This window comes from Leminorella grimontii ATCC 33999 = DSM 5078, from assembly GCF_000439085.1.
GTDB classification, from domain to species: domain Bacteria; phylum Pseudomonadota; class Gammaproteobacteria; order Enterobacterales; family Enterobacteriaceae; genus Leminorella; species Leminorella grimontii.
Map to the genome: position 1 here is coordinate 248,318 of NZ_AUUA01000001.1, position 25,316 is coordinate 273,633.

The 25,316-nt window shown below is 51.3% G+C and carries 17 protein-coding genes; 9 read left to right on the plus strand and 8 right to left on the minus strand.

Features of this window, described 5'->3' with window-relative positions:
- Positions 1-4: 4 nt before the first annotated feature.
- Together G544_RS0101240 and amyA are read left to right on the plus strand one after the other, a co-directional pair.
- Positions 5-475, plus strand: a complete 471-nt coding sequence (locus tag G544_RS0101240) for a DUF7832 domain-containing protein (protein ID WP_027272906.1) — start codon at positions 5-7, stop codon at positions 473-475.
- Between the two features lie 167 nt (positions 476-642).
- A complete protein-coding gene (amyA, locus tag G544_RS0101245) occupies positions 643-2,121 on the plus strand; it encodes an alpha-amylase (protein ID WP_027272907.1) in 1,479 nt (492 codons plus the stop codon).
- Between the two features lie 67 nt (positions 2,122-2,188).
- On the opposite strand, the gene G544_RS0101250 is transcribed toward amyA, so the two are convergent.
- Complete coding sequence (locus tag G544_RS0101250) at positions 2,189-3,289, minus strand: glycerol dehydrogenase (RefSeq protein WP_027272908.1); 1,101 nt, start codon at positions 3,287-3,289, stop codon at positions 2,189-2,191.
- Positions 3,290-3,701: 412 nt separating this feature from the next.
- Here G544_RS0101250 and G544_RS19665 point away from each other — a divergent pair, with 412 nt between their 5' ends.
- The 3 genes from G544_RS19665 to G544_RS0101265 all read left to right on the plus strand — a co-directional run bounded on the left by G544_RS19665 (position 3,702) and on the right by G544_RS0101265 (position 7,751).
- Positions 3,702-4,973, plus strand: a complete 1,272-nt coding sequence (locus G544_RS19665; protein ID WP_036023040.1) for an MFS transporter — start codon at positions 3,702-3,704, stop codon at positions 4,971-4,973.
- 56 nt (positions 4,974-5,029) lie between these two features.
- Positions 5,030-6,745 (plus strand): dihydroxy-acid dehydratase, encoded by a 1,716-nt coding sequence (gene ilvD / locus G544_RS0101260; protein WP_027272909.1) that lies wholly within the window; start codon positions 5,030-5,032, stop codon positions 6,743-6,745.
- Positions 6,746-6,839: 94 nt separating this feature from the next.
- A complete protein-coding gene (locus G544_RS0101265) occupies positions 6,840-7,751 on the plus strand; it encodes a dihydrodipicolinate synthase family protein (protein ID WP_027272910.1) in 912 nt (303 codons plus the stop codon).
- Between the two features lie 114 nt (positions 7,752-7,865).
- Here G544_RS0101265 and G544_RS0101270 read toward each other — a convergent pair whose 3' ends face one another.
- From G544_RS0101270 to G544_RS0101295, 6 genes are all read right to left on the minus strand, one after another.
- Positions 7,866-8,969 (minus strand): fimbrial protein, encoded by a 1,104-nt coding sequence (locus G544_RS0101270; protein ID WP_161624097.1) that lies wholly within the window; start codon positions 8,967-8,969, stop codon positions 7,866-7,868.
- Between the two features lie 172 nt (positions 8,970-9,141).
- On the minus strand, positions 9,142-10,347 hold the full coding sequence (locus G544_RS0101280; RefSeq protein ID WP_134389069.1) for a fimbrial protein: 1,206 nt from the start codon (positions 10,345-10,347) through the stop codon (positions 9,142-9,144).
- A gap of 2 nt (positions 10,348-10,349) precedes the next feature.
- On the minus strand, positions 10,350-10,640 hold the full coding sequence (locus tag G544_RS22050; RefSeq protein WP_134389068.1) for an IS1 family transposase: 291 nt from the start codon (positions 10,638-10,640) through the stop codon (positions 10,350-10,352).
- A 10-nt stretch (positions 10,641-10,650) separates the two neighbouring features.
- Positions 10,651-13,197 carry a fimbria/pilus outer membrane usher protein gene (locus G544_RS0101285; RefSeq protein ID WP_036023042.1) on the minus strand — a complete coding sequence of 849 codons (2,547 nt, stop codon included), beginning with the start codon at positions 13,195-13,197 and terminating at the stop codon, positions 10,651-10,653.
- Positions 13,198-13,315: 118 nt separating this feature from the next.
- A complete protein-coding gene (locus G544_RS0101290; protein WP_027272914.1) occupies positions 13,316-14,020 on the minus strand; it encodes a fimbrial biogenesis chaperone in 705 nt (234 codons plus the stop codon).
- An 85-nt stretch (positions 14,021-14,105) separates the two neighbouring features.
- The gene (locus tag G544_RS0101295) at positions 14,106-14,663 is read right to left on the minus strand and encodes a fimbrial protein (protein ID WP_027272915.1); all 558 of its coding nucleotides are present in this window, start codon (positions 14,661-14,663) and stop codon (positions 14,106-14,108) included.
- A 1,584-nt stretch (positions 14,664-16,247) separates the two neighbouring features.
- Between G544_RS0101295 and G544_RS0101305 the strand changes: the two genes are divergently transcribed.
- From G544_RS0101305 to G544_RS0101320, 4 genes are all read left to right on the plus strand, one after another.
- Positions 16,248-20,366 (plus strand): hypothetical protein, encoded by a 4,119-nt coding sequence (locus G544_RS0101305; RefSeq protein ID WP_134389067.1) that lies wholly within the window; start codon positions 16,248-16,250, stop codon positions 20,364-20,366.
- Between the two features lie 745 nt (positions 20,367-21,111).
- Positions 21,112-21,981, plus strand: a complete 870-nt coding sequence (locus G544_RS0101310) for a LysR family transcriptional regulator (protein ID WP_027272917.1) — start codon at positions 21,112-21,114, stop codon at positions 21,979-21,981.
- 213 nt (positions 21,982-22,194) lie between these two features.
- Positions 22,195-23,040: a contractile injection system tape measure protein gene (locus G544_RS0101315; protein ID WP_027272918.1), complete on the plus strand. Its 846-nt coding sequence runs from the start codon at positions 22,195-22,197 to the stop codon at positions 23,038-23,040.
- Positions 23,041-23,714: 674 nt separating this feature from the next.
- The gene (locus G544_RS0101320; RefSeq protein WP_027272919.1) at positions 23,715-24,104 is read left to right on the plus strand and encodes a M15 family metallopeptidase; all 390 of its coding nucleotides are present in this window, start codon (positions 23,715-23,717) and stop codon (positions 24,102-24,104) included.
- 217 nt (positions 24,105-24,321) lie between these two features.
- Here G544_RS0101320 and G544_RS0101325 read toward each other — a convergent pair whose 3' ends face one another.
- Positions 24,322-25,077, minus strand: a complete 756-nt coding sequence (locus G544_RS0101325) for an IclR family transcriptional regulator (RefSeq protein ID WP_027272920.1) — start codon at positions 25,075-25,077, stop codon at positions 24,322-24,324.
- Between the last annotated feature and the right edge of the window lie 239 nt (positions 25,078-25,316).

The following is a 25,316-nucleotide window of genomic DNA, read 5'->3' on the forward strand; positions in this document are numbered from 1 at the left end:
CGTGATGAAATATGATGATGCATCTTGGCACTACGAGGGAGATTACCCGGCTGACCTGGCGCCGGAACGTGCGGCGGTCCATATCGGGATGTTTCTTAAATGGTGCATACGCAACGGCTTTGCTTCGGATGACCTAAAAGAGGACTGCGAAGAAGAGATCCAAAAGGTGATGCAGGGAGAAATGACGGGCGCCCAGTTTTTAATTGATATCTGCGATGAGAAACTGTTGGATGAAGATCTGTCAGAGACAGGCATCGCGTTTGCCAATGATTACTATGAAGACGGCACTGAGTTTGGAAAGAAATATAGCTATTTCATCGGCGATTTTTGCGACGTATTTAATGAAAAGGCAGAGAAGGGCGGATTTGAGTACGATTCTTTGTATCATGTTGAAGATACGGATGAAAACTATGCGCTGATGGCAAAAAAGATAGACGAACGTTTTCAGCAGTGGGCGGCGTTTAAAAAAGGTTAGATTCCGTGGCTGCAGCTTGTTTATATAGGCGCTAAGAAATAATAAATATCATTAAGCCATGGCCCACTATTACGTCGGGCCATAGCTTCATCGTCCCTCTTTTTACATATTTCCCCATTTCGCGGCTAGGCTTTAAGTTAAAGCCTGTTCTTTAACGGAGTCGCAAGATGGAAAATCCAACCCTGCTGCAGTTCTTTCACTGGTATTACCCCGAAGGCGGCAAGCTGTGGCCGGAAGTGGTCGAGCGCGCCGAGTGGCTGGCGCAGACGGGTATTTCTATGGTGTGGCTACCGCCGCCGTACAAGGGCGGCTCCGGCGGCTATTCGGTAGGGTATGACGCCTATGACCTGTTCGATCTCGGCGAGTTTGACCAACGGGGCTCTGTCGCTACCAAATATGGCGACAGGGCGCAGCTGACTGATGCCGTTTCAGCGCTGAGGGCGCACGGGATCGGCGTTTTGTTGGACGTCGTTCTTAATCACAAAATGGGCGCAGATGAGAAGGAAGCGGTTAGGGTAAACCGCGTGAATCCGGATAATCGGGAAGAGATTGACGACGAAGTCATTGAGGCTGAAGCCTGGACGCGCTTCACGTTTCCCGGCCGCGGGGGAAAGTATTCGCAGTTTGTCTGGGACTATCACTGCTTCAGCGGCGTTGACCATATTGAAAACCCTGATGAAAACGGCGTTTTCAAAATCGTTAACGACTACACGGAGGAAGGCTGGAATACGGAGGTTGATGAAGAGCTGGGCAACTTTGACTATCTGATGGGCGCTAACGTCGATTTCCGTAACTATGCGGTCAGCGAGGAGCTTAAATACTGGGCTCGCTGGGTAATGGAGCAGGTGCCGTGTTCCGGCTTCCGGCTGGATGCGGTCAAGCATATCCCCGCCTGGTTTTATAAAGACTGGATCGAGCACGTTCAGGCGGCGTCAGAGGAGCCTAAGTTCATCGTTGCCGAGTATTGGTCCTTTGAAACCGACAGGCTTCAGCAGTACATCGACCAGGTCGAGGGGAAAACCATGCTGTTTGATGCGCCTCTGCATATCAATTTCCACCAGGCCTCGCTTCAGGGGCGCGACTTCGATTTGTCCACAATCTTTGACGGTTCGCTGGTTGCCGCCGATCCGTGGCACGCCGTGACCATCGTCGCCAACCATGACACTCAGCCGCTGCAGTCTCTTGAAGCGCCGGTGGAACCCTGGTTTAAGCCGTTAGCCTACGCGCTGATCCTGCTGCGCGAGCAGGGGGTACCGACGGTGTTCTATCCCGATCTGTTCGGCGCCAGCTACGAGGGCGCCGGAGGCGATGGCGAAACCTATAAAATTGATATGCCCGTCATCGCCGAGCTGGAAATCCTGATATCGGCGCGGCAGCGCTTCGCTTGGGGCGTGCAGACCGACTATCTGGATCACCCGAACTGTATTGCCTTTACCCGCAGCGGCACGGAGGATAAGCCGGGATGTGTGGTGGTGATGTCCAACGGCGATGACGGGGAGAAAACGATCCCGATGGGGGAGCACTTCTCCGGAAAAAGTTGGTATGACCTGCTGGGACATCGTCAGGAAAAGGTCATTTGCGACGGCGAAGGAAAGGGGGTTTTTACCTGCAATGGCGCCAGCGTGAGCGTGTGGGTGGCGGAGTAGAGCGGAAGCAGAGTTCGTCATATTGGCCCGGCGTAGCGCCGGGCCTTTGCTTTATGGCGCGCGCGCCTTAACGTATCGCTTTGCGTCTGCATCCTTCTGCGTCGGCGGCGCGCAGGGCGGCCAGCACGTTAGCCGGCGTCACTTCATGCGGCTCGTTGTGCATGGTTTCTCCCTGCTGGCAGGAGGCCTGCGCCACTTTCATCAGGTCGTCGTCGCTGACGTTGGCAAGGCCGATGTCAGCCAACGTTGTCGGCAGGCCGACGTCCTGACAGAAGCGGTAAACCGTATCGATAACCTCCGGCTCGCGGTCGGTCAGCATTAGCATCGCCAGCGTGCCGAACGCTACCTTTTCGCCGTGCCAGTAGCCGTGGGTTTGCGGTAAAACGGTCAGGCCGTTGTGGATGGCGTGCGCCGCCGCCAGGCCGCCGCTTTCAAAGCCCAGGCCGGAAAGCAGCGTGTTGGCTTCAATAACGTGCTCCAGCGCCGGGGTGACCTTCTGCTGCTCGCAGGCGGATTTGGCCAACACGCCGTACTGCAACAGCGTATCGTAACAGAGCCGGGCCAGCCCGAAGGCGGACATCGGGCCGGGGCGGCCGGTCATGTTGCCCGCCATTTTTATGCGGCAGTCTTCCGCCTCAAACCAGGTGGCCAGCGCGTCGCCGATGCCGGAGATTAAAAAGCGCACCGGCGCCTGGGCGATAACGGAAGAGTCAACCACCACCACGTCCGGGTTGCGCGGGATCATCAGGTAGCGCTTGAACTGCCCCTGTGCGGTGTAGATAACCACTAAAGAACTACAGGGCGCATCGGTGGACGCCAGCGTCGGCACGATGGCGATGGGGCGCTTGAGCGACGCGCCGGTCGCTTTGGCGGTGTCCAGCGTTTTTCCGCCGCCGATGCCGACGATAACCTCTGCGCCGTAGGACTGCGCCAGCGCTGATATACGCTCGATTTCCTCATCGGAACATTCGCTGTTGAACACTTCAACGCGGTAGTCGATCTTTCCCTGTAGCGCCTTGTCTATGGCCGCGCCCAGCTTTTGGTGAACGACGGGGTCCTGCAACACCAACGCTTTTTTGCCCAATCTCAATAACTCATCGGCCAAAGAGTGCTCTATTGCTCCTGCGCCCTGTACGTAGCGGCCGGGGAAAATGGCGGTCGTGATCATAACGTCTCCTTAAGATTAACTGTAATTCTGTATATGGAACAATTGTTCTGTATGTAGATCTATATTTCACCCTTCATCAGGAAGCGTCAACCGAAAAGGAAAATTTTGCGACAGAGAGCATGTTTTAGAAGTGATATAAAATATTTTCATTTAAATCATCATGTTATGATTTTTAAGAAACAGAATTCCAATATGTTGGATGGATTCAGCGTTTACAGCATGAGGCAGCTCACAGTTATTCAACTTTCCGTTATGCGGTGATTGACACGCGAAAGAGATGAGATGAAGATTGTTTTATATATAGAACGATAGTTCTGTATATGGAACATAATCTCGAAAGGGATAAGACAATGAGTAAAACGATGCGTTTCCCTGTTAAACATTTAGCGGTTGAGCCAAGGAACATTATTAAATGAGCACAGATTCCAATAAACCCGTAGGGAAAGGTCGCTGGATGCACATCATCCCGGCCACCATTCTCGTCTATATCGTTGCCTATATGGACCGCACCAATATCGCGATCGGTATTGCCGGCGGCATGGATAAAGATCTCGGCATGACGGCTTCCTTCGCCGGGCTGGTCGCCGGGATATTCTTTATCGGCTACATTTTCCTGCAAATTCCCGGCGGCCACATCGCCGAACGCTACAGCGCCAAAAAGTTTATCGCCTGGACGATCGTCGCCTGGGGCGGCTTTGCGCTGTTAACCGGTTTCGTACAGAACCAGACCCAGCTTCTGATTATCCGCTTTATCCTCGGCGTCGCGGAAGGTGGCGTGTATCCGGCGATTCTGGCGCTGATAGGTCACTGGTTCCCTAACGAGGAGAGGGCGCGCGCGATTGCCTTCTTCCAGATGAACCTGGCGGTGGCGTCTATTATCACCGGTCCGCTGTCCGGCTGGCTTATCGAGCTGCACGGCTGGCGCGAAATGTTCATCATCGAGGGCGTACTTTCTCTGGCGCTGCTGTTCGTGTGGATGCCGATGGTGTCCGACCACCCCCATCAGGCCAAGTGGCTTGACCCTAAAGAGCGCGAGTGGATTGAGCGTAAGCTGGCGGAAGACAAAGCCAACGCCGCCGTGGACGACAAGGCCAGCATCAGCACCGTCATTCGCAGCGTCAACCTGTGGAAGCTTATCGGCATCTACTTCTTCGTTCAGGTCGGGTTCTACGGCTTTGCCCTGTGGATGCCGAACCTGATTAAAAACCTGACCGGCAGCGGCATGACGATGGTCGGCGTATTGACGGCAGCCCCTTACGTGCTGTGCATCTTCGGCCAGTACTACATCGCCAAATGGTGCGACAAGACGATGAACCGCCGCCTGTATACGGCCATTCCACTGCTGGGCTTCGCCGTCTGCCTGACGCTGTCGCTGGTGATGAAAGACAGCATCTGGGTTTCCTACGGCATCATGGTGCTGTGCGGCTTCTTCCTGCAGGCCTACGCCGGCCCGTTCTGGACGCTGCCGCCTTTACTGTTCCCGTCCAACGTTCTTGGCGGGGTGCGCGGAAGCATCAACGCGCTGGGCAACCTCGGCGGCTTCATCGGCCCGTATCTGGTTGGCCTGTTGACGATGACCGTCAGCCAGAATGCCGGCATGTTCGTACTGGTTGCCGCGCTGCTTATCGCCAGCGGGCTGCTGTTTACCTTACCCGCCATTACGGCGCGCCCGCCCAAGCAGTAGCGGTCGGCCAATAAACACTGTCGTGATTGAATAAATCAGAAAGAAGGAATAGAGCAATGAAACAAAAATGTCAGGGCGCCCGCGACCTCTGGTCCCAATTAGATGCGCTACGCATGGGCATGAACTACAGCAAGGAAGATACGCAAAAGCCGCAGGTGCTGATTGACGACTGCTACGGCGAAAGCCATCCAGGCAGCTTCCATCTGGGCGAGTTAGGGTATGAGGCGGTGCTGGGCGTCCACGAGAGCGGCGGCCGCGCGGTGCGCCACCACGTCACCGACATCTGCGACGGCTGGGGGCAGGGCCACGACGGGATGAACTACATCCTCGCCTCCCGCGAAGCCATCGCCAACATGGTGGAAATCCACGCGTCGGTGGTGCCCTATGACGCCGCGGTGCTGATTTCCAGCTGCGACAAATCCGTGCCGGCGCACCTGATCGCCGCCGCGCGTTTGGACATGCCGCTGGTGCACATTCCGGGCGGCTCCATGCGGCCCGCGCCGAATATGAGCACCTCCGATCTGGGCGGCCTGACCGCCAAGCTAAAGAAGGGGGAGATCGGCGTCAGGCAGGTTGAGGCGCACCAGCAGTGCGGCTGCCCGACCGCAGGCGCCTGCCAGTTTATGGGTACCGCCAGCACCATGCAGTGTATGTCCGAAGCGCTGGGGATGGCCCTGCCGGGCAGCGCCATTATGCCGTCCACCATGTCGGAGATCCGCCGCGTTTCCCGCGCCGCGGGCCATCAGGCCATGTTCCTGGCTGAAAAGGGCATTACCAGCGGCAAGATCCTGACCCCGGCGGCGTTTGAAAACGCCATCAAGGTGCACGCGGCCATCGGCGGCAGCACCAACGCGCTTATCCACCTGCCGGCCATTGCCCACGAGCTGGGCTGGGAGCTTAAGCCGGAAACGTTTGACCGCATTAACCACGACATCCCGTATCTAACCAACATTCAGCCGAGCGGCGAGTACGTCACCGAGCTGTTCTGGTTCGCCGGCGGCGTGCCGATGATCCAGTGGCTGCTGCGCGACAAGCTGGATCTGGACGTGATGACGGTCACCGGCCGTTCTCTGGGGGATAACCTGGAGATGCTGCAACAGTCCGGCTTCTTTGAACGCAACCGCGGCTACCTGGCCAACCACCGCGTAGCGCCGGAAGAGGTGATAAGACACCCGGAGTCCGCAACCAAGAAGGGCTCTATCGCCATTCTGAAGGGCAACATCGCGCCGGACGGCGCGGTTATCAAATACGCCGCCTGCCGCGCCGATATGCATCAGCACACCGGCCCGGCGAGGGTGTTCGATTCGGAAGAGGGCGCACAGCAGGCGATTATCAACAACCGGGTTGAGCCGGGCGACGTGCTGTTCATTCGCTACGAAGGGCCAAAGGGTTCCGGCGCGCCGGAAATGCTGATGACGACCGATGCCATCGTCTATGACGCACGCCTTGACGGCCGCGTAGCGCTGATTACCGACGGGCGCTTCTCCGGCGCGACCAGCGGCCCGTGCGTTGGGCACGTTTCGCCGGAAGCGGCGGACGGCGGGCCGATTGCGCTGGTGGAAGACGGCGATTTGATCGAGATGGACGTTCCCGCGCGCCGCCTGAACGTCGTCGGCGTGAAGGGCGAGCGCAAGACGCCGGAAGAGATTGAGGTCATTCTGGCCGAGCGCCGCACGCGCTGGGTGCAGCCGGACTACTCAAAGCGCAGAGGCATCTATAAGCAGTTTACCCAGCGGGCCGCGTCCCTGATGGCGGGCGCCTATACCAGCTAGTCGACTGGCGATAACAAAGCAGTAAGCGCGGCGCCCCGTCCACTTTCGTGCGGGGCGCCGCAGACCGATTTTTCATGGAGTAAGAAGGTACATAATGGCTGACTTAAGCAAGTTTTGCGGCGTCTATCCGCCGGTTCCTACCGTATTTCATCAGGACGGGCGTCTTGATACCGTTGGTATGGGCAAGCTCATCGATAAACTGGTCAACGAAGGCGTAGACGGTATGCTGATCCTCGGCAGCGGCGGCGAGTTTTGCCACATGCCGAAAGCGCGCCGCTTCGAGGTGGCAGAGTTCGCCGTTAAGCACATCGCCGGGCGAGTGCCGGTGCTGCTGGGCATCAGCAGCCCAAGCACCGAAGAGGTGATTGAGTTCGGCCAGCATGCCGACGCTCTCGGCGTTGACGCCGTGCTGGTATTGAACCCGTACTACGCGCTGCTCAGCGAAGAGTTCATGTATAACCACTTCAGCCGCGTGGCCCGCGCCGTTAAGTCGCCGGTGATTTTGTACAACTTTCCGGCGCTGACCGGGCAGGATATCAGCGTCGGCCTTATCAAGCGCCTGGCGGAAAACGAACCGAATATTATCGGCATCAAGGACACGGTGGACAACATTAGCCACGTGCGCGAAATCATCAATCAGGTTCGCCCGGTGCGCGGCGACTTCGTGGTGTTCTCGGGTTTCGACGAATACATGATGGATACGCTGATTATGGGCGGCAATGGCGGCATTCCGGCGACGGCCAACTTTGCCTCCGACATTACCTGCGGCATCTATCGCGCCTGGAAAGAGAAAGACTATGAGACGATGTTTAACCTGCAGCGCCGCCTTTCTCAGCTGTCGACGGTCTACGGCCTGGAAACGCCGTTCTTCGGCGTCATCAAACAGGCGATTCGCCTGAGCGGGCTGGACATCTCCCCCGAGGTGCTGGCGCCGGTAGAGCGGCTGTCTAACGAGAAGACGCTGAAGCTGGTTGAGGTGATGGAAAGGGCGGGGATTAAGGTTTAGATCCTTCGCGAGAAGTTTGTTTTATGTTTATGAAGCCAGGGAAAACCTGGCTTTTTTCATCCGGTTTCGCCGGTGAGGCATCCGCAAAACTGGCAGCAAGGGCTTTTCATCACGCTACTGATAAGTGATAGTAAAAACCACGGCGCCATTCGCGATTCCGGCTTTTACGTTTGTATCATACTGAACGTAGCGGGCCTTCAGCGGGATAACGTAGGTCGCTCCGTCATCCGTGAGTAAGTTCTGAAGATCGAAGCCGCCGGTCCCATCAAGATTTATAGGATTATCTACACCACCTTCGGACACCTCAATGCCAATACCTTCGGCCGAGTTCGGCCCGCTTTCCAGCTTGGCCAGCAGGGGATTGTTTTCAACAACGCCGTGGGCGCTGTTAAACGCCAGCGCTACGCGGTTAGCGCTGCTTGTACCGGTTGTTAAGCCGCTGGACTCGGTATATCTATACTGGCCGTAGCCATAAAAGGGAGGGCAGTCCTTCAGCGTAATCTCAAACCCTTTCCACTCGGTTGCGCTGCCGACGCCGGTAAAGCTGGCGCGTTGATGCAGGCCAAGGCTGACGTCAATCACCGGCGTAGCCAGCTGGCAGGTTTTCGTATGCGCTGTGATGGCGCCGCTAAAATTCACCGTGACAAATACGCGATCGGTAGCGATCGGGGATTTGGAGCCGGAGGATATTTGAAAGGTGGGAAACGAAGATCCCAAAACCAGCTGAGTACCCGCCGGTATTGGCCCGGTTTTAATCAGCTCTATTTTTACTATTGAAACCTGGCCCAGGCCCTGAGTTGTCGTGCCATACCCTATCTGAAACTCTCTTTCCCAAATAGCGGGATACTGTGCGTTGTTAAAAACCGAGCCCGTCATATAAAAAACGGCACCGACGCCGGGAACGTTTGTCGGATAAACGGACTTATCGCCAGACTGCGTCGGCGCGCCTGACGGCGTGGCGATCGTCTCAATCTTGTTATAAACGTTCATTAACTGCTGGCCTTGCCCGGCCTCCAGATCTTCTACGGTTATCGTGCATTCATAGGAGGTATTTCTGGACGTGCCCATGAACTGGGCGGAATAAATGACTTTTCCAATGGGAGCATCCTCTCCGACCGTTGAAAGACCCGGCCCGATCACCGGGATTGTCAGGTTTTCAGTGAAAAGAGAGGTAAACTCACAGTTCACCGCCTGCGCCTGTAGCGCTACCAGTGCCAAAGCGCCTGATAAAAGTCGGCAGAGCGGCCCTGTATACGTCCTGCGCGCCGTCATTTTCATTATTAAAGTCTCTTAATTTTGCTTATAAAACGTTAACCGGCGCGCGGTCGCGTTAACGCCGATTTTTAGATAACCGTCGGTCAGCGGAACCCTGTCTCTCATCCGTATTCCGTTACTGATAGGTAACGGTAAAAACCACGGCCCCGTTCGCCTTGCCGCCCTTGACGTTGGAATCGTACTGGACGTATCTGGCCCTCAGCGGGTAGACGTAGGTTCCTCCATCGCTGGTGGTTAGGGAAGGAATTGAGTAGGGCGTCATACCGTTAAGGCTGACGTTATAGGTGTAGTCTCCTCTTCTGGCAACCTCAATGCCGATGCCCTCGGCAGAGTCCGGTCCGCTTTCCAGCAGGGCCGTGCGCGCGTTATAAGTGCCGTGGGCGCTGTTAAAGGTGATTGAGACATTGTTGGCTCTGCCGTTGCCCAACGTTCTATCTGTGCTTTCAACGTAAGAATATTCGTAGGCGTTTTCCTGCGAGTAGCCGTGGAACGGCGGGCAGTTTTTCAGAATGATGTCAAAATCCTTCCACTCGGTGCCGCTGCCGACGCCGGTAAAGTCGGCGCGCGGGTGCGAGCCTAACTCTACGTCTATCACCGTCGTTTCCAACTGGCAGGTTTTGGTATGCATGGTCATTGCGCCGCTGAAGCTGAGGGTCATAAAGGGTTGTTCAAACGGGGCGGGCGCGATGGCGCCGACGGAAAGTTGGATTGTAGGAAACGACGAACTTAACACCTGCTGGGTTCCCGCCGTGGCGATGGGGCCGGTTTTGATAAGCTGTACTTTGGTTGACCCCATGTAGCCAAAGTTCCCTATCGTTCCAGCGTAGGTGATAGGGGTAGGGTCCTGATACCAGGTATCGGGATATTTCCAGGTGTTCAGAGCCGCGGGCTGCACGTTGATGGCGACGCCGATGCCGGGAACGTTGGTCGGATACACGGCCTTGTCGCCAAAGAACGTAGGCCCCCCCGACGGCATGGCGATAACGTCGGCCTTAATATAGGTTTCGTAGGTGGTAGGAACGTCCGCCGCTTCTACCTTGCAGTTCCAGCCAATTCTTTTATTGTTGTCGACGGTAAAGTTATAGCTGCCGCTGTAGATAGCCGATCCAACGGTAATATCTTCCCCAATCGTCGATATGTCCGGGCCGATAATCGGCATCGAGAAGTCTTCGTAGTAGGTGGGAACATAGGGCTTACAGGTTGCCGCCTGCGACTGAAATGCCGCCAGTGCCAGCGAGCTGAATAAGAGACAGCCAAGCTGATTTGCATATTTCCCTAGCGTTGGCTTGTGTACCGCAAAGGGGCGTGTCGCTATTTTCATCATCAATGTCCCTTATTTTGCTTATAGAGCGATAACCGACGGTTGACCGTGTTAGCGCTGATTTTTAGATAGGCGCCAATCTTCTCCGGCGCCCAGCCCTGTTCGATGAGTTGACGTATCTGCTCATTTGTCTCAGGGCGATTGCCTCGGTAGTAGTACTGCGTTTGAAACGAACGCCTGCACGCTTTGCAGTGGTAGCGGGGCAGCCCGGAGCTGCCTTTTCCGTGCTTTGTCACTCTGTCGTTTTTACGGCAGTAGGGGCACAGAGGGTTGAATAGGTTTGGCGATCTCATAACGTTACTTCTACTCACAGCGAGAGTTAAACTTAATGGCATTGTCTTTCTCCAGATCCGCATTGGCCGGCAGCATGTAGCGCACCTGGCACTGCTGGTCCGGCGCTTCGCCCCAGACGACCTTGACCTGTCCTTCGGTTGACGGAACGCGGGCGAACAGGCGTCCTCCCTGGCCTACGACGCCGATGCGGCGCCCGTCGGCGTCAAACGCTTCCGCGCCGAACGGCAGCGGCTGGCCGTTGGCCATCGGCGCGCTGATAAGGGCCGGGTAACCTACGGTAGTGTCGTACTTCACTTTCACCACTGCGCCGCTGTACGGCGCGACTTTCTGACTGGTCAGGTTCAGCTCTACGTTGTTCGATAGCCCCTTCGGGCTGATTTCAACCTCGTTAAGCTGATAAGCCGTCAGGTAGGGAACGAGAGCGTAGCCGAAGCCGTCCACCTTGATGCCGGGATAGCTCACCATCTTTGCGCCCTTGGCGCCTTTGGCTTCGATCAGCGCGTAGGTGTCGCCGCTGTAGGGCGAAAGCGTCAGCCCGCCGGAGTGCGCTACCATCGCGCCGCTCAGGCCGGCCGAGTAGGTCTCGTAGTCTTTGCCGCTGCCCGCCAGCGCGCTCATGGTGGTGTACGGCGTGCGCATTGAGCCGTTGACCACCAGGCTGCTGCTGCTTCCACGCCCTTCGCCACCCTGACGGTTGTGGCCCGCCGTGACGTTGTAGCTGTACTGGCGTTCGTCCCCCGCCGTGCCGGAGGCGAACAGCTGTTCATTCATGGTGTTGCCTGGCCCGCGAGTTACCGTGGTGCCCATTTGGCTAAAGCCGAACAGGTTGTCCAGCGGGAGCATCAGGTTAATCATGTAGGTGTTCTGGAACTTGCCGAACGCGTCCTGATTTCGGTTGATGCTCAGGTTGTAGTTGAGCTTTTTGTAGCGGTTGTTGTAGCCGAACTGATACTGCCGATCGGTTCTTTGATCGTTCCAGTACGCCTGCTGCCAGGCGCTGACGTAAAACTGGCCCCAGCCCTGCGGCAGCGGCTGGGAGGCGCTCACCATCAGGCGGTTTTTAGCGCGTCGATACTGCGACTTGCCGTAGTTTTGCGACAGCAGCTCGCGGGTCGACATGGCGGTCATAAAGTCCATATAGCCGTCGGTCGAGAAGCGGTAGGCCGCCACCGACAGGTTACTGCCTGTGGTTTGCACTATCTGGCTGTACTTGAGCTGGTAGCTTTCCCCCGACATCGTTCCCTGATCTACGCCCCAGGCGTCTCCCAGCTTGGTGCGAGCGTGGGTGACGTCCAGCGAGAAGGCGCCGATCGGCGTACCGATAGACGCACCGCCCTGTGCCGCCTGATAGTCGCCGTTGCCCTGCAGGCCGCCGTACAGCGTCAGGGCGTTGTTGACGCCGCGCCGATAGGTGCCCTCCATCAGCGTCGGCTCGCTTCTAAGCTGGGTGGTACGCAGCTTGCCGTAGGTCAGGCTGTAGTGATGGGTGCCCGGGCGCAGCAGGTTGCTGGTTGACGAGTAGGGAATTTGGAAGTTCTGTTGCGAGCCGTCCGCTTCCTCAATAGACACGTCCAGATTGCCGCCGTAGCCGGTGGGGTACAGGTCGGTGATTTCAAACGGGCCGGGCGCGACCGTGCGCTCGTAAATCACGTTGTCCGCCTGGCGAATAACGACCTTAGCGGCCGTACGCGCCGTGCCTCGAACCACCGGCGCATAGCCCCTGACCGAGTTGGGCAGCATCTGTTCTTCATTGGCTATCTGCGCACCGCGAAACGACAGGGTGTCAAACAGCTCGCCCTTGGTGTTGGCATCGCCGACCAGCAGCCGCCCCTGAACGGCGGGAATGTCTCTTTGCAGGTAGGTGTTGATATTGTTGTAGTCGCTGCCGGTATCGGTGGTTTTGGTGTACACGCCGTTGTGGCGGAAGTACCAGCCCTTGAGGTTAAAGCCGCTGTTGATGTTGCCGTAGAGCGTGTCATTGTCCTTGCCGTTAAAGCGGGTGCGGCTGGCGTTAAGGTTGTAGCCCAGCGTCGCCGCCGTGATGCCGGTATCCCACTGTTCGGGGTTAACGTAGCCGCGGGGGCGGCGGACGATATAAATTTCCGGTAGGGTCAGGTTGAGCGACTGCTCGTTGGCGTCAAACGTCACGCTGCCTTCGGGCAGCAGGCGGTTTAGCGCCAGGCACTGGTTCTCTTTGTGGTCGGCGATCTCTTTTTGCGCCTGTGCGCTTAGCCGCTCGACGTTGATGTCCAGCGCGGCGAGCGTAGAGGGTTTGACGCAGAGATCCACTTTGGGCACCCGCTTGCCGTCCACCGTTCTGTCCTGCACGGTGACTTCATCCCGACCGATGCGGCGGCCGTTGACGATAAGCTCTGCGCTGTGCACGCCCGCCGGCGCCAGATCCTGATTGTAGCGCGTCAGGTCGATGCGCTGCTGGCTGCCGGGGCTCATAAAGTAGGGGTTGAACTCAATATCGTCATCCGCAGCGGCCCAGCCGGGGAGGGCTAACAGAACGGCGGCGGTCAGCGGTGACAGTGAACGATGAAAAGAGGACATGTGAATTCCTTTCACTAAAAGCGCCGTAAGGGAACGACGCGATAGTCGATAAAAATGAAACGTTTTTATTTTGGCGCCGGCGCGCGGCGCTCTCTTTGTGTTTTTTAGTCAACGCCTCTTACGGGGAAACCGGCTGCGGCGTTGGATTGATGCCGCCATAGTCGTTGATATAAGAGGGATAGATTGTGCCGAGGCTCTTTTTCAGCGAGAAAAACGTTTTTCCGCCGGGGGCTATCATGCCGCCGTCGCCGATCGGGCGTTTGCCCGCCTTGTCTTCAGCGATGTTTGCCAGAGACACGTAGTAGGGCGTCGGGTTCGTTCCCTCAACGCCGCCTTTGACTCTTTTCCAGGTAACGGACTGTCCTGCCTGGTTAGCGTTGCCCGGCAGGCCGGCCGGACGATAAAAAATCTTGATGCGCGAGCGGAACGCCATCTGTAGCTGATTTTGCTTTTCTTTGTTCAGAGGAGGCACTTCCAGCACGCTGAGCCAGAATACGGACTCTTTGTCGGTGGGCAGCGGCTCGCCGGTATACATCAGGCGCAGCGTTTGGCCCTTTCCCGCGTTGATGCGGTTGACCGGAGGCGTGATGGTGAAGGGGGCCTTGGCCGTTTCCGGCGTGGCTTCCGGGTCGCCGTCATCGACCCAGCTTTGGGCAAGAACGGGCTTATCTCCCCGATTGTCGATTTTCACCGTGACCTCGCGCTCACCGGCCGGGTAAATGACGCGCGTACCGGTGATGACAATCCCGGCCAGCGCGGGCGCGGTCAGGATAAAAGAGAAGACGAGCGCGGCTGCGCTGCGGTAAACGGTGCGGTGGTTCATGAAGGCTTTTCTCCCTGATGCGGGGAGCGGCTGGCCGCCCCCCGTGTAACGCTCATCAATACGATTAATCGGTTATAGCGACCGATTAGAAATAGTTGATGGTGAAGTTAACGGCGCTGGCGACCAGGCCCGGCGTGGCGGCGCCGGTCGCGTAGTACTCAACGGCGTACGGCAGCGTAGCGGAGCCTGAGCTCAGATCGTAGGTGGTGGAAGAGGTGTGCTGATCCGGGCTGCCCACCTTGATGGCGTTGCCGGTCGCGGCGTCAACCAGCTGCAGCTGAACGTTGCTGGCTTCAGTTCCGCCGGTGATGGTGTTGTTCAGACGGTAGCCGACCGGATCGACGGTAGCGCCGTTCTCAAAGAACGCTGCGGCGTTGGTCACAGAGGCGGAGCCAGAACAGTTGCTCAGCTCAATGTTGAAGCCGGTGCGCTTGGCGGTTGCGCCGGCCGCGGCCAGCTGAGTTTTATCAACGGCCTGCAGCACGACGGTCGCCGGGCTGGCGTTACCGTCGATGGTGATATCGCAGGTCTTGTCGATCACTTCACCGGTGAAGTTAACGGTGCCGTTAGACGCGGCCTGAACGGCGGTTGCGCCAAACGTTGCTGCGATAGCGGTAGCTAAAAGATATTTACTGAACTTCATAACAAACTCCATGTTGGTCTTACATCGTCATTTAAAGTTGGAATAATCAACCGTGATATATGAAATATCTTTTAGGCCAATTATTTCCTTCATCACGCGAATCAAGGGGCGAAAAAGGGATAGAGAGACTTTTTTCACATCTGCTCGCGCAAACATTCCCACTTTTAGGTAGAATGAGAATTCTTTGTCAAAAAATAATATATTTAATGTGTTGTTTAATTTTTAGTCTGTATTTTTAGATGGCTAAATTCCCCATGCTAAATGTGTCTTAAGCTGTGGGGTATAGCTCTTATCAAGGAAGGTGAAGGGTGATGGCCGTCTTTTAGGCTCATGCTGCGCCTCATCCTTGACGAGAGATATCCATCTTTTTGTGGATTAAACACGATCTATAATTCTGTGTAAACATTATCAATAAGAATAATATTCTTTAAATGGTATGTCTATCGGCAGTGCATTTTGCTACAGATCTAATGAACGATATCAATGCGATCTATTAGATCTATATTTAGTTGATATCACTTTTTTTAAGCTTTTACTTATATTTTTACGTGGTTTTTGTATCCATATATTATGGTTTTTGTTGTTATTATTTTTATTTAAAGGTGTTGCTTTAATATTGTATGATTGATTTTTGTTTTTAAGCTTCTTACCGTCTGCGGCTGGCAGCTTTAGATTGAGTCTCAAGGCCCATTCTTACGGATACTTTGTAGTTACATTGTCCCCGAGGCTTTGCACCCTGAAATTACTCCCAACGCACGGTTAGGTAGGGAACTGCCGATGAGACAGCTGGTTTCTTTACGCTTATTACTACATATTGGCTAAAGCAACTATAGGAATAGCCTCGTGTCGCGCTACAAAATGATGTGCAGGCTTGACGTTTTCGATCCTCCTTTTAACTTTCTTTCCGTTTAGTCTCTAGGGTTTTCGGAGGATTCTTAATAATTAATCTCATCAATTTTCATTCTTATTTTTTTTGATAGTTAAAATATTTTTTTATGTAATATTATAAAATATTAATGAAAATATTTCATAATATTAGAACTCTATATAATTAGTTTTTATTATAATTAACGTAAGTAAGGTTTTTTTAAATCATCTCACGTTTAAAAATACTAATTTTAAAATTGTTCTTTATCGAATTTTTCGTTTGTATATACAATATAGTGTAAGGGCATTCATCTGTGGCTTGATGCTATCTTGTTGAATGTGTGTGTATTTTTATTATTGATATTTTTTCATGATACTAAGCCCGCTTAACTGAACATTTAAAAGCATTTTGCTGCGCTGATTTTGATAATTATCGCACCCTGTGTTTATGGTATTTTTCTCTGCGCATTTGACGCGTTTTATTCAGAATTTAATAACGTCTTGTGTGTTGGCTAAGCGTATCACGCCTGCCGTCTTATTTTTTAATAGCATCAGGAGAGCGATATATTGAGCAACATTTTTCGATGTAATTCCTCTTGGTAACAGAAAGGTTTCTCAGCCTGTAACCAGGCCAGTCAGATGTTTTAAAAATAGACGTTAGCCAAGTTCTATTACTGTCAGCAATCTTGCTGAAATTAATTAATCTTAAGGAAGACAATGATGAGAATTTATCCCAATATTGAAAATGCCCAGTTACAAAAATGGCATACGGATTTCCTCCAGAACTATAACAATGAGCTGGAAGAGGTGACAAATAAAGCTTTTGACATGTGGAAAAACGTTGAGGCCCAGTCTTATCGCGGATATCCGAATGATGTGAAGACGCTTCATGAATGGCTGCTGCCTATTTACCATCGACTCAACAATGTCTCCAATGACTCGCAGGAGCGTTGGTTAGGGCAGATTTTAACGCTGCTAAGTATCTACCATGCCCACACCAGTCAGGATACTAACCAGCGTAAACAAGTTATGGACGAGTTTACTCATATCGCGGAAGGTATCTATCAGGAAGCCGCAGCGGCAATGAACGACCCAGGCGAATTCGTCATGCGTATGTTTACGCTGCCGATCGGCGCTACGCGCTGGATCGCGGCTGAGGATCTTACGCCGGTCATTCAGCTGGAAATTTTACAGGAATTATTCACCCATAATCCAACGATTGAAAAAGCCGAGCTCTATTTCTACCGGGCTATCGAACTACAAATCGAAATTCAGGAAAGAATATTTGAAGGGCTGCAGTTCCATTGTGCTCAGCAGGAAATGCTCTGGAATGAGGCGAATACGGAAGTGGAGCGTCTGGTCGCGGCGGCTGGCGCGCAAAGAGATCCCTGGGTTCGTCTCAGAACGCTGGGAAGCCAGATGTTTACGAATCACCCGAATAAATATACCTATCGGATTCTGCTGGCATTTCTCAACAAACTGAGCGTGGATGACGGTTTTAGCCGGAAAATTAGTGGGTGGGAGGTTGAGGTTGCAGAACTCGCGAATGCGGAACAGCGCACGGGGCCAACCTCATTTTTCTCACTGCTGAGCCTGCCCGTTTCGCCGGACATTTACTATGCCGACTATTTGTGGGAGGCGTTTGTGGCTCTGCTGGTGAGTAACAATGCCCTGTCGCAGGATGCGTACCCAGGCGCCAGACAGCACGATAAATTACTGGCTGCGGTGGAAGGCATCGAAGTGGCGATATTCGATTTGGTTCCTTTTATGAATCTGGCCGCTGGGTACATTCAGACGCCCCACCTGCCGGCAAATATTCGTCAGGGTATCGATTTGGCTGCGATGGTGGTCGGCGAGTTTATTCCCGGCGGCTCTATAGCGGAAGCGTTAAATGAGGTCGGTAAGACAGTAAGCATTCTCGCAAAAGAAGCAAAGGCTCTGGAAGGGACGCTGGCGACGGAAATCCGAGCGTTGGCGCAAATTCGCAATGAAGCCAAAGCCACAGAGCATATCCCGTTCAGCGGTTACGAGGTGACGCTGAAGAATGTGCGGGAACTGAAGCCGGTAAATGGCTATAGCGGTATTCATGTGGATAACGCGGGAAACTATTACCTTTTCCAGGACGGGCGATATTATGAAGTGTACTGGCACCCTGGTCAGGATCGGTTCCAGTTGTTTAATGGAAACGATTTATTTAAACCGCATTTTGCCATGAAGCAGAGTCCACAGGGGCGTTGGCAGTTCCACCCCATGCTGGCTGAAGAGGTACTGACGGAGGCAAAGAAAACGGCCTCATCGGTCAGCCTGCCGGAAGGATACAGGGTGCTTCCCGAAGGGCCGCTCGATGAGGAAGTGGGGACCGGGATACTGTTTGATGAGGAGGGAAACTGCTATATCAGCCAGTCGGGCGATCTCTATCCGGTCCTTTTTGACATGGGAAATGATACTTGGCGGGTTTATTCAACGGAGGGTAAAAATGTTAAATATCAGTACCCGGTTTTTCTGGATGAAGAGGGGATCTGGCAAACGCATACCGATGTGGGCCTTAAGGGCGGGGGAAAAGATCTTCCATTAACCAAAGAAGAGAGACAGATAGTCATCGATGTGCTACGGGGAAAACAGCAGCGGGGGGAAAAAATTGCTTTCGCTGAGATCTCCAGAGAGTTAAGTTATTTTCGTGGTGGTAAGGGGATTCATCGAACAACGATTTCCAGAATTGCGGCAGAAGAAAAGATTATCTCATCATATAAAGTTGCAGAGGTTGATGAGGAACGGATAAAAACAATGCTGATGAATAAGATGACAAGACAAGAAATTAAAGATGCGTTGGCAAAGGAAAATATATCTGTCGGGGATTCAAAGATTGCAGCCATAAAATCGACGTTGGAAGTGCCAGGCAAGAAGCGAGCGAAAATAGAATTAACGAGTGAACAAGTCGACCTTATTTTTGAACTAAATAGTCAAAAGTTATCAGGACAGGAGATCGCTAGAAGGATGAACGCGGCTTACCCCGGCCTGCGTATATACGGTACTAGAGTTCTTTCTGAATTAAAGAAGAAAGGATTAAGAACGGCCTATTCATCCGGTGCGGAGCCATTTTCCAGATACCCTCAGGAGGTACAAAATAGGATTGTTGAACTCTATAAAACAAAAAGCTCAACAGAAATTGCTATGGAATTAAAGCAGAGTGGAATCACTATAAACTCAAGTTCAGTGCTACGTATACTGAATATTAATAAAGTAATTCCTGCAGAGATCTATAACCGGGGACTTATTCCTAAGGCGGTTGAAGATGCGATAGCACAAAAGCTGACGTTAATGAAAGCGAATAACCAGCCTTTAAAATTTACGCAAGTCGCTCGTGAGATAACGGCTGAGATGAGGTACGTATCACCGAGGACGGTAAGAGATATTGCCCTACGGAGGGGACTGCTCCCAGGTTACGTGCCTAAGAACGAGTTGTTTAACCTTATTGAGCGATATCTTGACGCGGAAAATGAGGGTTTCACGCAGGTGGTTACCGACCTGGCGCAGCGTAATATTGAGACGACGGAAATCGAGTTGAGCCGTAGAACGGTTGAACTGGGCATATCCTCAAACGTGGCGCTGGTTACCCGTGCTCAGGCGAGAAGGATCTTTGATCTGTTCGACGAAGCGGAGAAGCAAGGTAATATTACCAAAAAAGTAAAGATAAATAATATTGCCAAAGAAATGAAGATAGCGCAGCGAAGAGTCCAGGATACGCTGAATCACTATAATACGGAAACGGGTACGCGCGCCTGGTGGCGGGCTGAACCTCAAATACGTACCGGGATCATTAAGGCGCTGGAAGGCGGAGGACAGACAACAACACAGATAGCGAACCATTTTAAAGTGAAAGTAGAAACCGTTCGTGGTATCGCAAACCAGATTCTCTGGGCGCGTAATAAATTGATCGTCGGAAGGCTGGGGCAGGGCAAGACCGTAGAGGAGGTGGCGAAGACGTTCAATATTGATAAATCGGTGGTGACCAGAGTCGCTCAGGACATGCCGCCAAGCACGCACGATATCCACATAACAAAAGCCGAGCAGGAAGAGGTGTGGACATTACTGAACCAGCGTGGAGAGCAGGCGCTCACCAAGCAGGAAATCGCAGATCAAAAAGGCATATCGCTCTGGATGGTGGAGAAGATCCAGCATGAAGAGAGTCAACGCGTGCTGAACGCCATTCCCGTGGACACACTGGATTCGGCCATCTTTATGCTCTGCAACGATTTGGATCCGGATGATATTATTCATAATCTAAAACTTTCAGCGGAAGAGATGGGCGTGATTGAAAGGGAGAATGCGGCGGGAAATATCGCTATCAAGCCGCCACTACCGGGGGCGCTTGCGCCCGTTATCACGGTTATCCCTGAGCTGACCGAAGAATTAAAAATCAAAGCGCTGGCTTTGCTGGCACAAGGGGAGTCGCTTGAAAATGTGGCTAATAAGCTGGGGAAGGATGTTCGTTCGGTAGAGCGTATGTTTGAGAATGTTGGTGCACTGCCGTTGCTAGAGGTAGACGATATAGAAAGCCTGGATATCCCTGCAAAAAGACCCCGCACCGAAGAGCCGGTATCACCCGAGACACCTGAAAGACCCGCATCGCCAGAGGAGGAGCCTCACTATTTCAAGATGGATGATTTGTCACAAGCAGAGAAAGACGACATAGTTGAGCGCTACAGATATGGAGAGACACTGACAAAGCTTGCAGAAGACAATCATGTTGAAAAAGAAGATTTGCGGAGTTTTCTAGCAATTGCGCTGGAAAAACAATTTATCGCAGAGGAGTTTAAAGATTCTATAGGGTGGTAAATAGACGCCAATAAGATGTATTTTTTCTTCTGAAGGAATTCGCCCTTATGGGCGAATTCCCGAAAAGAGTTGACCCGCATATGAATATTTTTTGATAGAACAAATCAAAATCAGACAATTACACAAATTTATGTAAATAAAACCGCATACTAACGAGCCTGCGGTTTGGTTGTTCATCATGTTAGCTCATTAATACTAATGCCAAAATACTTAAATCTGTACAGACCACAAGCAATGTCGACAAGTAAGTTGTAAACCATTCTGTTGTTTGCTCTGAAAAGGTTAAGAACATATTGCTTTCATGTACTGAGATAGCTATTTTTCTGTTTAACATCAACAGAGAATGACTTTTTCTCTCCCTTTATGTGTGATTTGCTTTATTGAGATGTTTTCCTTGTCTACAGTTAAGTATTATTATTTTTTTGACTGGTATAAACTGTATTTATTGGTGATTGTATAACAAATTGAAATTAATGTTTAAAAAGGGTTTGTGAGAAAACTAGCAATCCTTTCTTGAAGTATATGGCCGCTTAACGAAGCGTTTGTTTCCAAATTATTGTTAATAGCAATTGTATTACTATAAAAATGCTATCTTATTCTTTGTACTGGGTCGCAATTTTGCTTGCAAAATGACTAAAACAGGAATTATTTTTTGATTATATTAGTCAGTTAGCTATTATCAAATGATGTATTTTTGTGAATGGGAATATTTTGATTTTTATTACATTGGAATGTGAGGGGAGTAATGAATACTTTTATTAATAAACGATTGCAATATTTCATGATGGCTATGGAAACACAATGTTTAAATAAGGCTGCGGAACAGTTATGTATTACACGCTCCCCACTAGGAAAATCACTGAGTGATTTAGAAAGTATTTTGTCTGAAAGGCTATTTATAAGAAAGTATAATAAGCTTGAGCCCACGGAGATAGCTTTTAAAATTCACAAGAGGCTTCTTCCAATTTACCATGAGTTATTGTCATTAGAGAATGATCTTAATCCAAGGAAACGCGGTAAGAAATTTCATATAATATTTGATCTCTCTGTTCCACATCTTATGGTATGCAACTTCATCAAGCAATTTGACATAGCGAATTTTTCTGTTACATATCACTATGTCTATGTTGCAGCTAAGGAATTTGAGTTTTTATTGGCAAATAAACACACTATCCTTATTTCTTATCGCTCTCACGTCCCCATACCTCATATTAAAAAAATAACTCTTGAACAAGAAAGCGTTGTAATATGTTGTCCTGGAAATATCCATGAAAATGACTTTTCTAGTCGCGAGGTGATGAACAATATTCCAATTCTGATTAGGAAGAAAAGTAATGGTGGAGATGAGCTTAAAGGGATGTTAAGCAACGTAATTGGTAAAACGTATCCCTGTTTCAGAATTGAGGATGTTGATGAGGATATGACGTCAATGCTGCTTAGTGTGATAAATGGTAAAGCTATGCTTATCATGCCAGAACGTATTGCTGGTCTATTCAATATAAAGCATATCAATAAGTATGAGTTTGCCGATCTCAAAGTTAGCTTGTCAATACACTATAACAATGCTATTGGCGATAAAGAAATGAGAGAAGTTATAGGTATGTTTGAACGCTAGCTTTTGCTAAAGCAATCTTGTTGAATTGCTTGCTTCACAAGATTGCCATCTATTTCTATAGGCAGTAGGAAACCTCATTCTCATGAGATTAAGCTGTCGAATCATACCATGAAGTTCAGGTGGATATTATATATTGATGTGAATTATTAAGATTTAATTAACTTAATTAAAGCATCAAAATAATAGCATTCAATACTTATCGCTGAGGGAAATATGGATAATAAAATTCATCGTTGCAATATGATAATGGAAATATTTAATTATGAACATCATAAAATTATGACTCAACATGACTCTTTTTCTCGCTTGTCGTTAAAATATGGCTGTGAAAATATTATACGGGAGGTTGTCGGTGATAATGATGTAGATATTAATATTGGCGCTATCAATATCTGTCTCGACGATTTTTCATACGGCACGTTTGAATTTCAGTTTCGCTCGCGATTTATTGAAACTTTTCGGAAACAGTTAACTGAGCGCTATTTTGAACAGGGAAACATTAAGCGAAACAAGGTAAGCCAAACAACGCTTAGCAATTCGGAACAGGTATTTTCCCGCTATCTGCACAGCGGTTGTTGGCCTTATGCCGATAAATGGCAACTGGATCCCGCAAGCTGGCTGGCGGAACAGCTGATGACTGCTCAGGAGACGTGGTATCCCTTTGTAATGAGCGCATGTTTGCAGGTGCTACCACGCTATCGTCTGTCGCTGCTGTTTGAACAGAATTACGTTCTGCGGCACTGCTACGCATGGCCGAAGTCTGAGGCAAATATGCTACTGTATGCGCTGCGCTATTTTCAGCGTCATCCACATTTACAGGCTAATTACCTGTTGGGCCCCGTAGAGAAACTGCCGCTTTTTGACTGCGCTCAGGCTGAAACAAAGCAGCTGCTGACGCCGCTGCTGGTCGGTGGCCCTTCGATATCGGCTACGGCTTCATCCGCTTTGAGCCTGTGGATAAGCGCGCTGCTTCAACAAAAAGCGGTGCGGAAGCTGGCTGATTGGGTGCATAGCGATAAGGCCGGAGATCTAACTCAACTGTCTTCACAAAATAAGTAGACTTTTGTGAACTAACAAAGCGAATTGAAGTTACGAGAACAAATATTTGCAATATTATTTTTGCTTCCCTGCTGGATGTGGAAGGCGAAAGGATGTGAAAAGTAATGGCAATGCATATCGAGCGGGCCATTCAGCTGAAGTTAGCTAATGTTGGGCGAATAAAATAGTGCAGTTGATCTTGCTTCTTTAGATGGAAATAACCTTAATGCTAATTAGTAATTGTACTATGCCTTAAGTTAGTCCATTGATGCTGAAAGCGTCGCAGTTATTTTCCTGCTTTTTCGTTTGTTGTGCGGAATTTTAAACGCTACGCTGGAATCGTTGATGGCAGCGAGCGGCTGTTTTCTTCATCGTCAGAAATATATATGCAGGAAGTTATTACAAGCGTTAGAAAAAACATTTTGATATCCAAGAGTAAACAAATCCAAAATTTATGTAAACCGGATATATAAATAGAAGGTTATTACTGATAAATATGAATTATGACTTTTTTGGGCGCAGCATATGGTTTTAATTGAACACAATATTATGTGGAAATTGTGTTAGGTTTGTTTTTTAAATTGAAGAGCAGGTTATTGATGAGCGGTTTTATTAAGTTGTAGCTAAGAATTCTATTCTGGAGCTTAGCTGCTTTCTGATTCGAGCGAATAAAGGTGAATCAAGCGGAGGAGTAAATGAACGGTTTCAAATTCAGCAATCGAAGCGAGCGTAATATGAGCGGCGTACACCCTGATTTGGTCAAGGTAGCCCGGAGAGCGTTGGAACTATCCCCGGTTGATTTCGCCATTACCGAAGGGGTACGCAGCATCGAACGCCAAAAGCAATTAGTCGCAGCCGGCAAGAGCCAGACATCAAATAGTCGCCATTTAACGGGTCATGCGGTCGACGTATTTGCCTATCCAACGTCAGCCGGATCCTGGGAGTGGAAATACTACGTGCAAATTGCCAATGCGTTTAAGGCGGCGGCGAATGAATTAAGGATCGTTATTGAATGGGGCGGTGACTGGAAGTCGTTAAAAGACGGGCCTCATTACCAGTTGCCTTGGTCTGAGTACCCTAAATAACGCGCTTCATCATCGGTGGTTTAGCGATGGCCGTGGCGGTGTATTAACTCGATGAACAGGGCTGCATGCCATGAAGCAGAAAGAGTCAATAAGAAAGCCCGCGATCTGTAGAAGGAGGAGAAGGCTTTCTTTAGTTATGGGTGATGAGGGACTGCGCCTGTGTTAGATCCCGCCCCCAAGAGGGGGGGCTATATTTGCATCGAAAGTTGCAACTCCTCTATCTCAACCTTCCCAACAGCTCCTTCCCCGCCAGCATCACTCGCTCCGCTAGCTGTTCGCGTTTATCGTCCGGAATTTGGAACGCCACGCCGGAAACGCTGATGGCGGCGATAACCTGCCCCTGAGGGTTAAACACCGGCACGGCGATGCAGCGCACGCCCTGGCTGTCTTCTTCGTCGTCGTAGGCCCAGCCGCGCTGTCGGATAAGCGCAAGCTGCTTCTTGAGCGTAGGAACGTCGGTGATGGTGGTGTCGGTAAAGCGCGTTAGCGGCAGCTCGTCGCTCAGCAGGTCGTCCACCTCTTCGGGGCTCAGCCACGCCATAATCGCTTTGCCGAGGCCGGAGCTGTGCAGCGAAAGGCGTTTGCCTTCCCAACTGCGGATAACAATTGCCTGTGGGCTTTCCAGCTTGGTGAGGTAAATAGGGGAAGAACCCTGTAAGACGCCCAAGTGGCAGGTCAGGTTGGTATCGTCGCGCAGCGCGGCCAGCACCGGCTGGGCGATTTTCTTAATGTCGTACTGTTCTACGGCCTTATTGCCGAGCTCGTACAGCCGAAGGCCCAGATAGTATTTATCGCCGTCCTGCCGCAGCAGGCCGTGGGTCACCATGGCGCTAAGCAGCGAAGAGGTGCTGCTTTTAGCCATGCCGACGCCTTGATAAATTTGGCTAAAGGTTGCGCCGTTTTTATCGGACAAAAAGTCGCAGACGCGAACAACCTTATCAAGAGCGGGGACAGAGGTAGAGATCGTTTTCATGGCAATCGCTGATTTATGGCCAACCTGGGAGGTATCGCGCAATATTCAAAGTTGTTCATAGTATAACCACAATATTCGTGATTGAAAAAGGGGATAAAATTCGGAAAACCTCGGGTAAATCGCGGGAATAGAGACGAATTTTCGAGCGGTTTGTCGCCGTTGCCCGCCTTCTGTGCAAAAGCCCAAACTCTAAATGTGATATTTGTGATGAAAATGGGCGAACCCTGTGGGGTTAATTT

Bases quoted from the DNA above. Each gene is read 5' to 3' on its own strand.
- G544_RS0101240 (WP_027272906.1), top strand. From the start codon at position 5: ATGAAATATGATGATGCATCTTGGCACTACGAGGGAGATTACCCGGCT.
- amyA (WP_027272907.1), top strand. From the start codon at position 643: ATGGAAAATCCAACCCTGCTGCAGTTCTTTCACTGGTATTACCCCGAA.
- G544_RS0101250 (WP_027272908.1), bottom strand. From the start codon at position 3,289: ATGATCACGACCGCCATTTTCCCCGGCCGCTACGTACAGGGCGCAGGA.
- G544_RS19665 (WP_036023040.1), top strand. From the start codon at position 3,702: ATGAGCACAGATTCCAATAAACCCGTAGGGAAAGGTCGCTGGATGCAC.
- ilvD (WP_027272909.1), top strand. From the start codon at position 5,030: ATGAAACAAAAATGTCAGGGCGCCCGCGACCTCTGGTCCCAATTAGAT.
- G544_RS0101265 (WP_027272910.1), top strand. From the start codon at position 6,840: ATGGCTGACTTAAGCAAGTTTTGCGGCGTCTATCCGCCGGTTCCTACC.
- G544_RS0101280 (WP_134389069.1), bottom strand. From the start codon at position 10,347: ATGAAAATAGCGACACGCCCCTTTGCGGTACACAAGCCAACGCTAGGG.
- G544_RS22050 (WP_134389068.1), bottom strand. From the start codon at position 10,640: ATGAGATCGCCAAACCTATTCAACCCTCTGTGCCCCTACTGCCGTAAA.
- G544_RS0101285 (WP_036023042.1), bottom strand. From the start codon at position 13,197: ATGTCCTCTTTTCATCGTTCACTGTCACCGCTGACCGCCGCCGTTCTG.
- G544_RS0101290 (WP_027272914.1), bottom strand. From the start codon at position 14,020: ATGAACCACCGCACCGTTTACCGCAGCGCAGCCGCGCTCGTCTTCTCT.
- G544_RS0101295 (WP_027272915.1), bottom strand. From the start codon at position 14,663: ATGAAGTTCAGTAAATATCTTTTAGCTACCGCTATCGCAGCAACGTTT.
- G544_RS0101305 (WP_134389067.1), top strand. From the start codon at position 16,248: ATGATGAGAATTTATCCCAATATTGAAAATGCCCAGTTACAAAAATGG.
- G544_RS0101310 (WP_027272917.1), top strand. From the start codon at position 21,112: ATGAATACTTTTATTAATAAACGATTGCAATATTTCATGATGGCTATG.
- G544_RS0101315 (WP_027272918.1), top strand. From the start codon at position 22,195: ATGGATAATAAAATTCATCGTTGCAATATGATAATGGAAATATTTAAT.
- G544_RS0101320 (WP_027272919.1), top strand. From the start codon at position 23,715: ATGAACGGTTTCAAATTCAGCAATCGAAGCGAGCGTAATATGAGCGGC.
- G544_RS0101325 (WP_027272920.1), bottom strand. From the start codon at position 25,077: ATGAAAACGATCTCTACCTCTGTCCCCGCTCTTGATAAGGTTGTTCGC.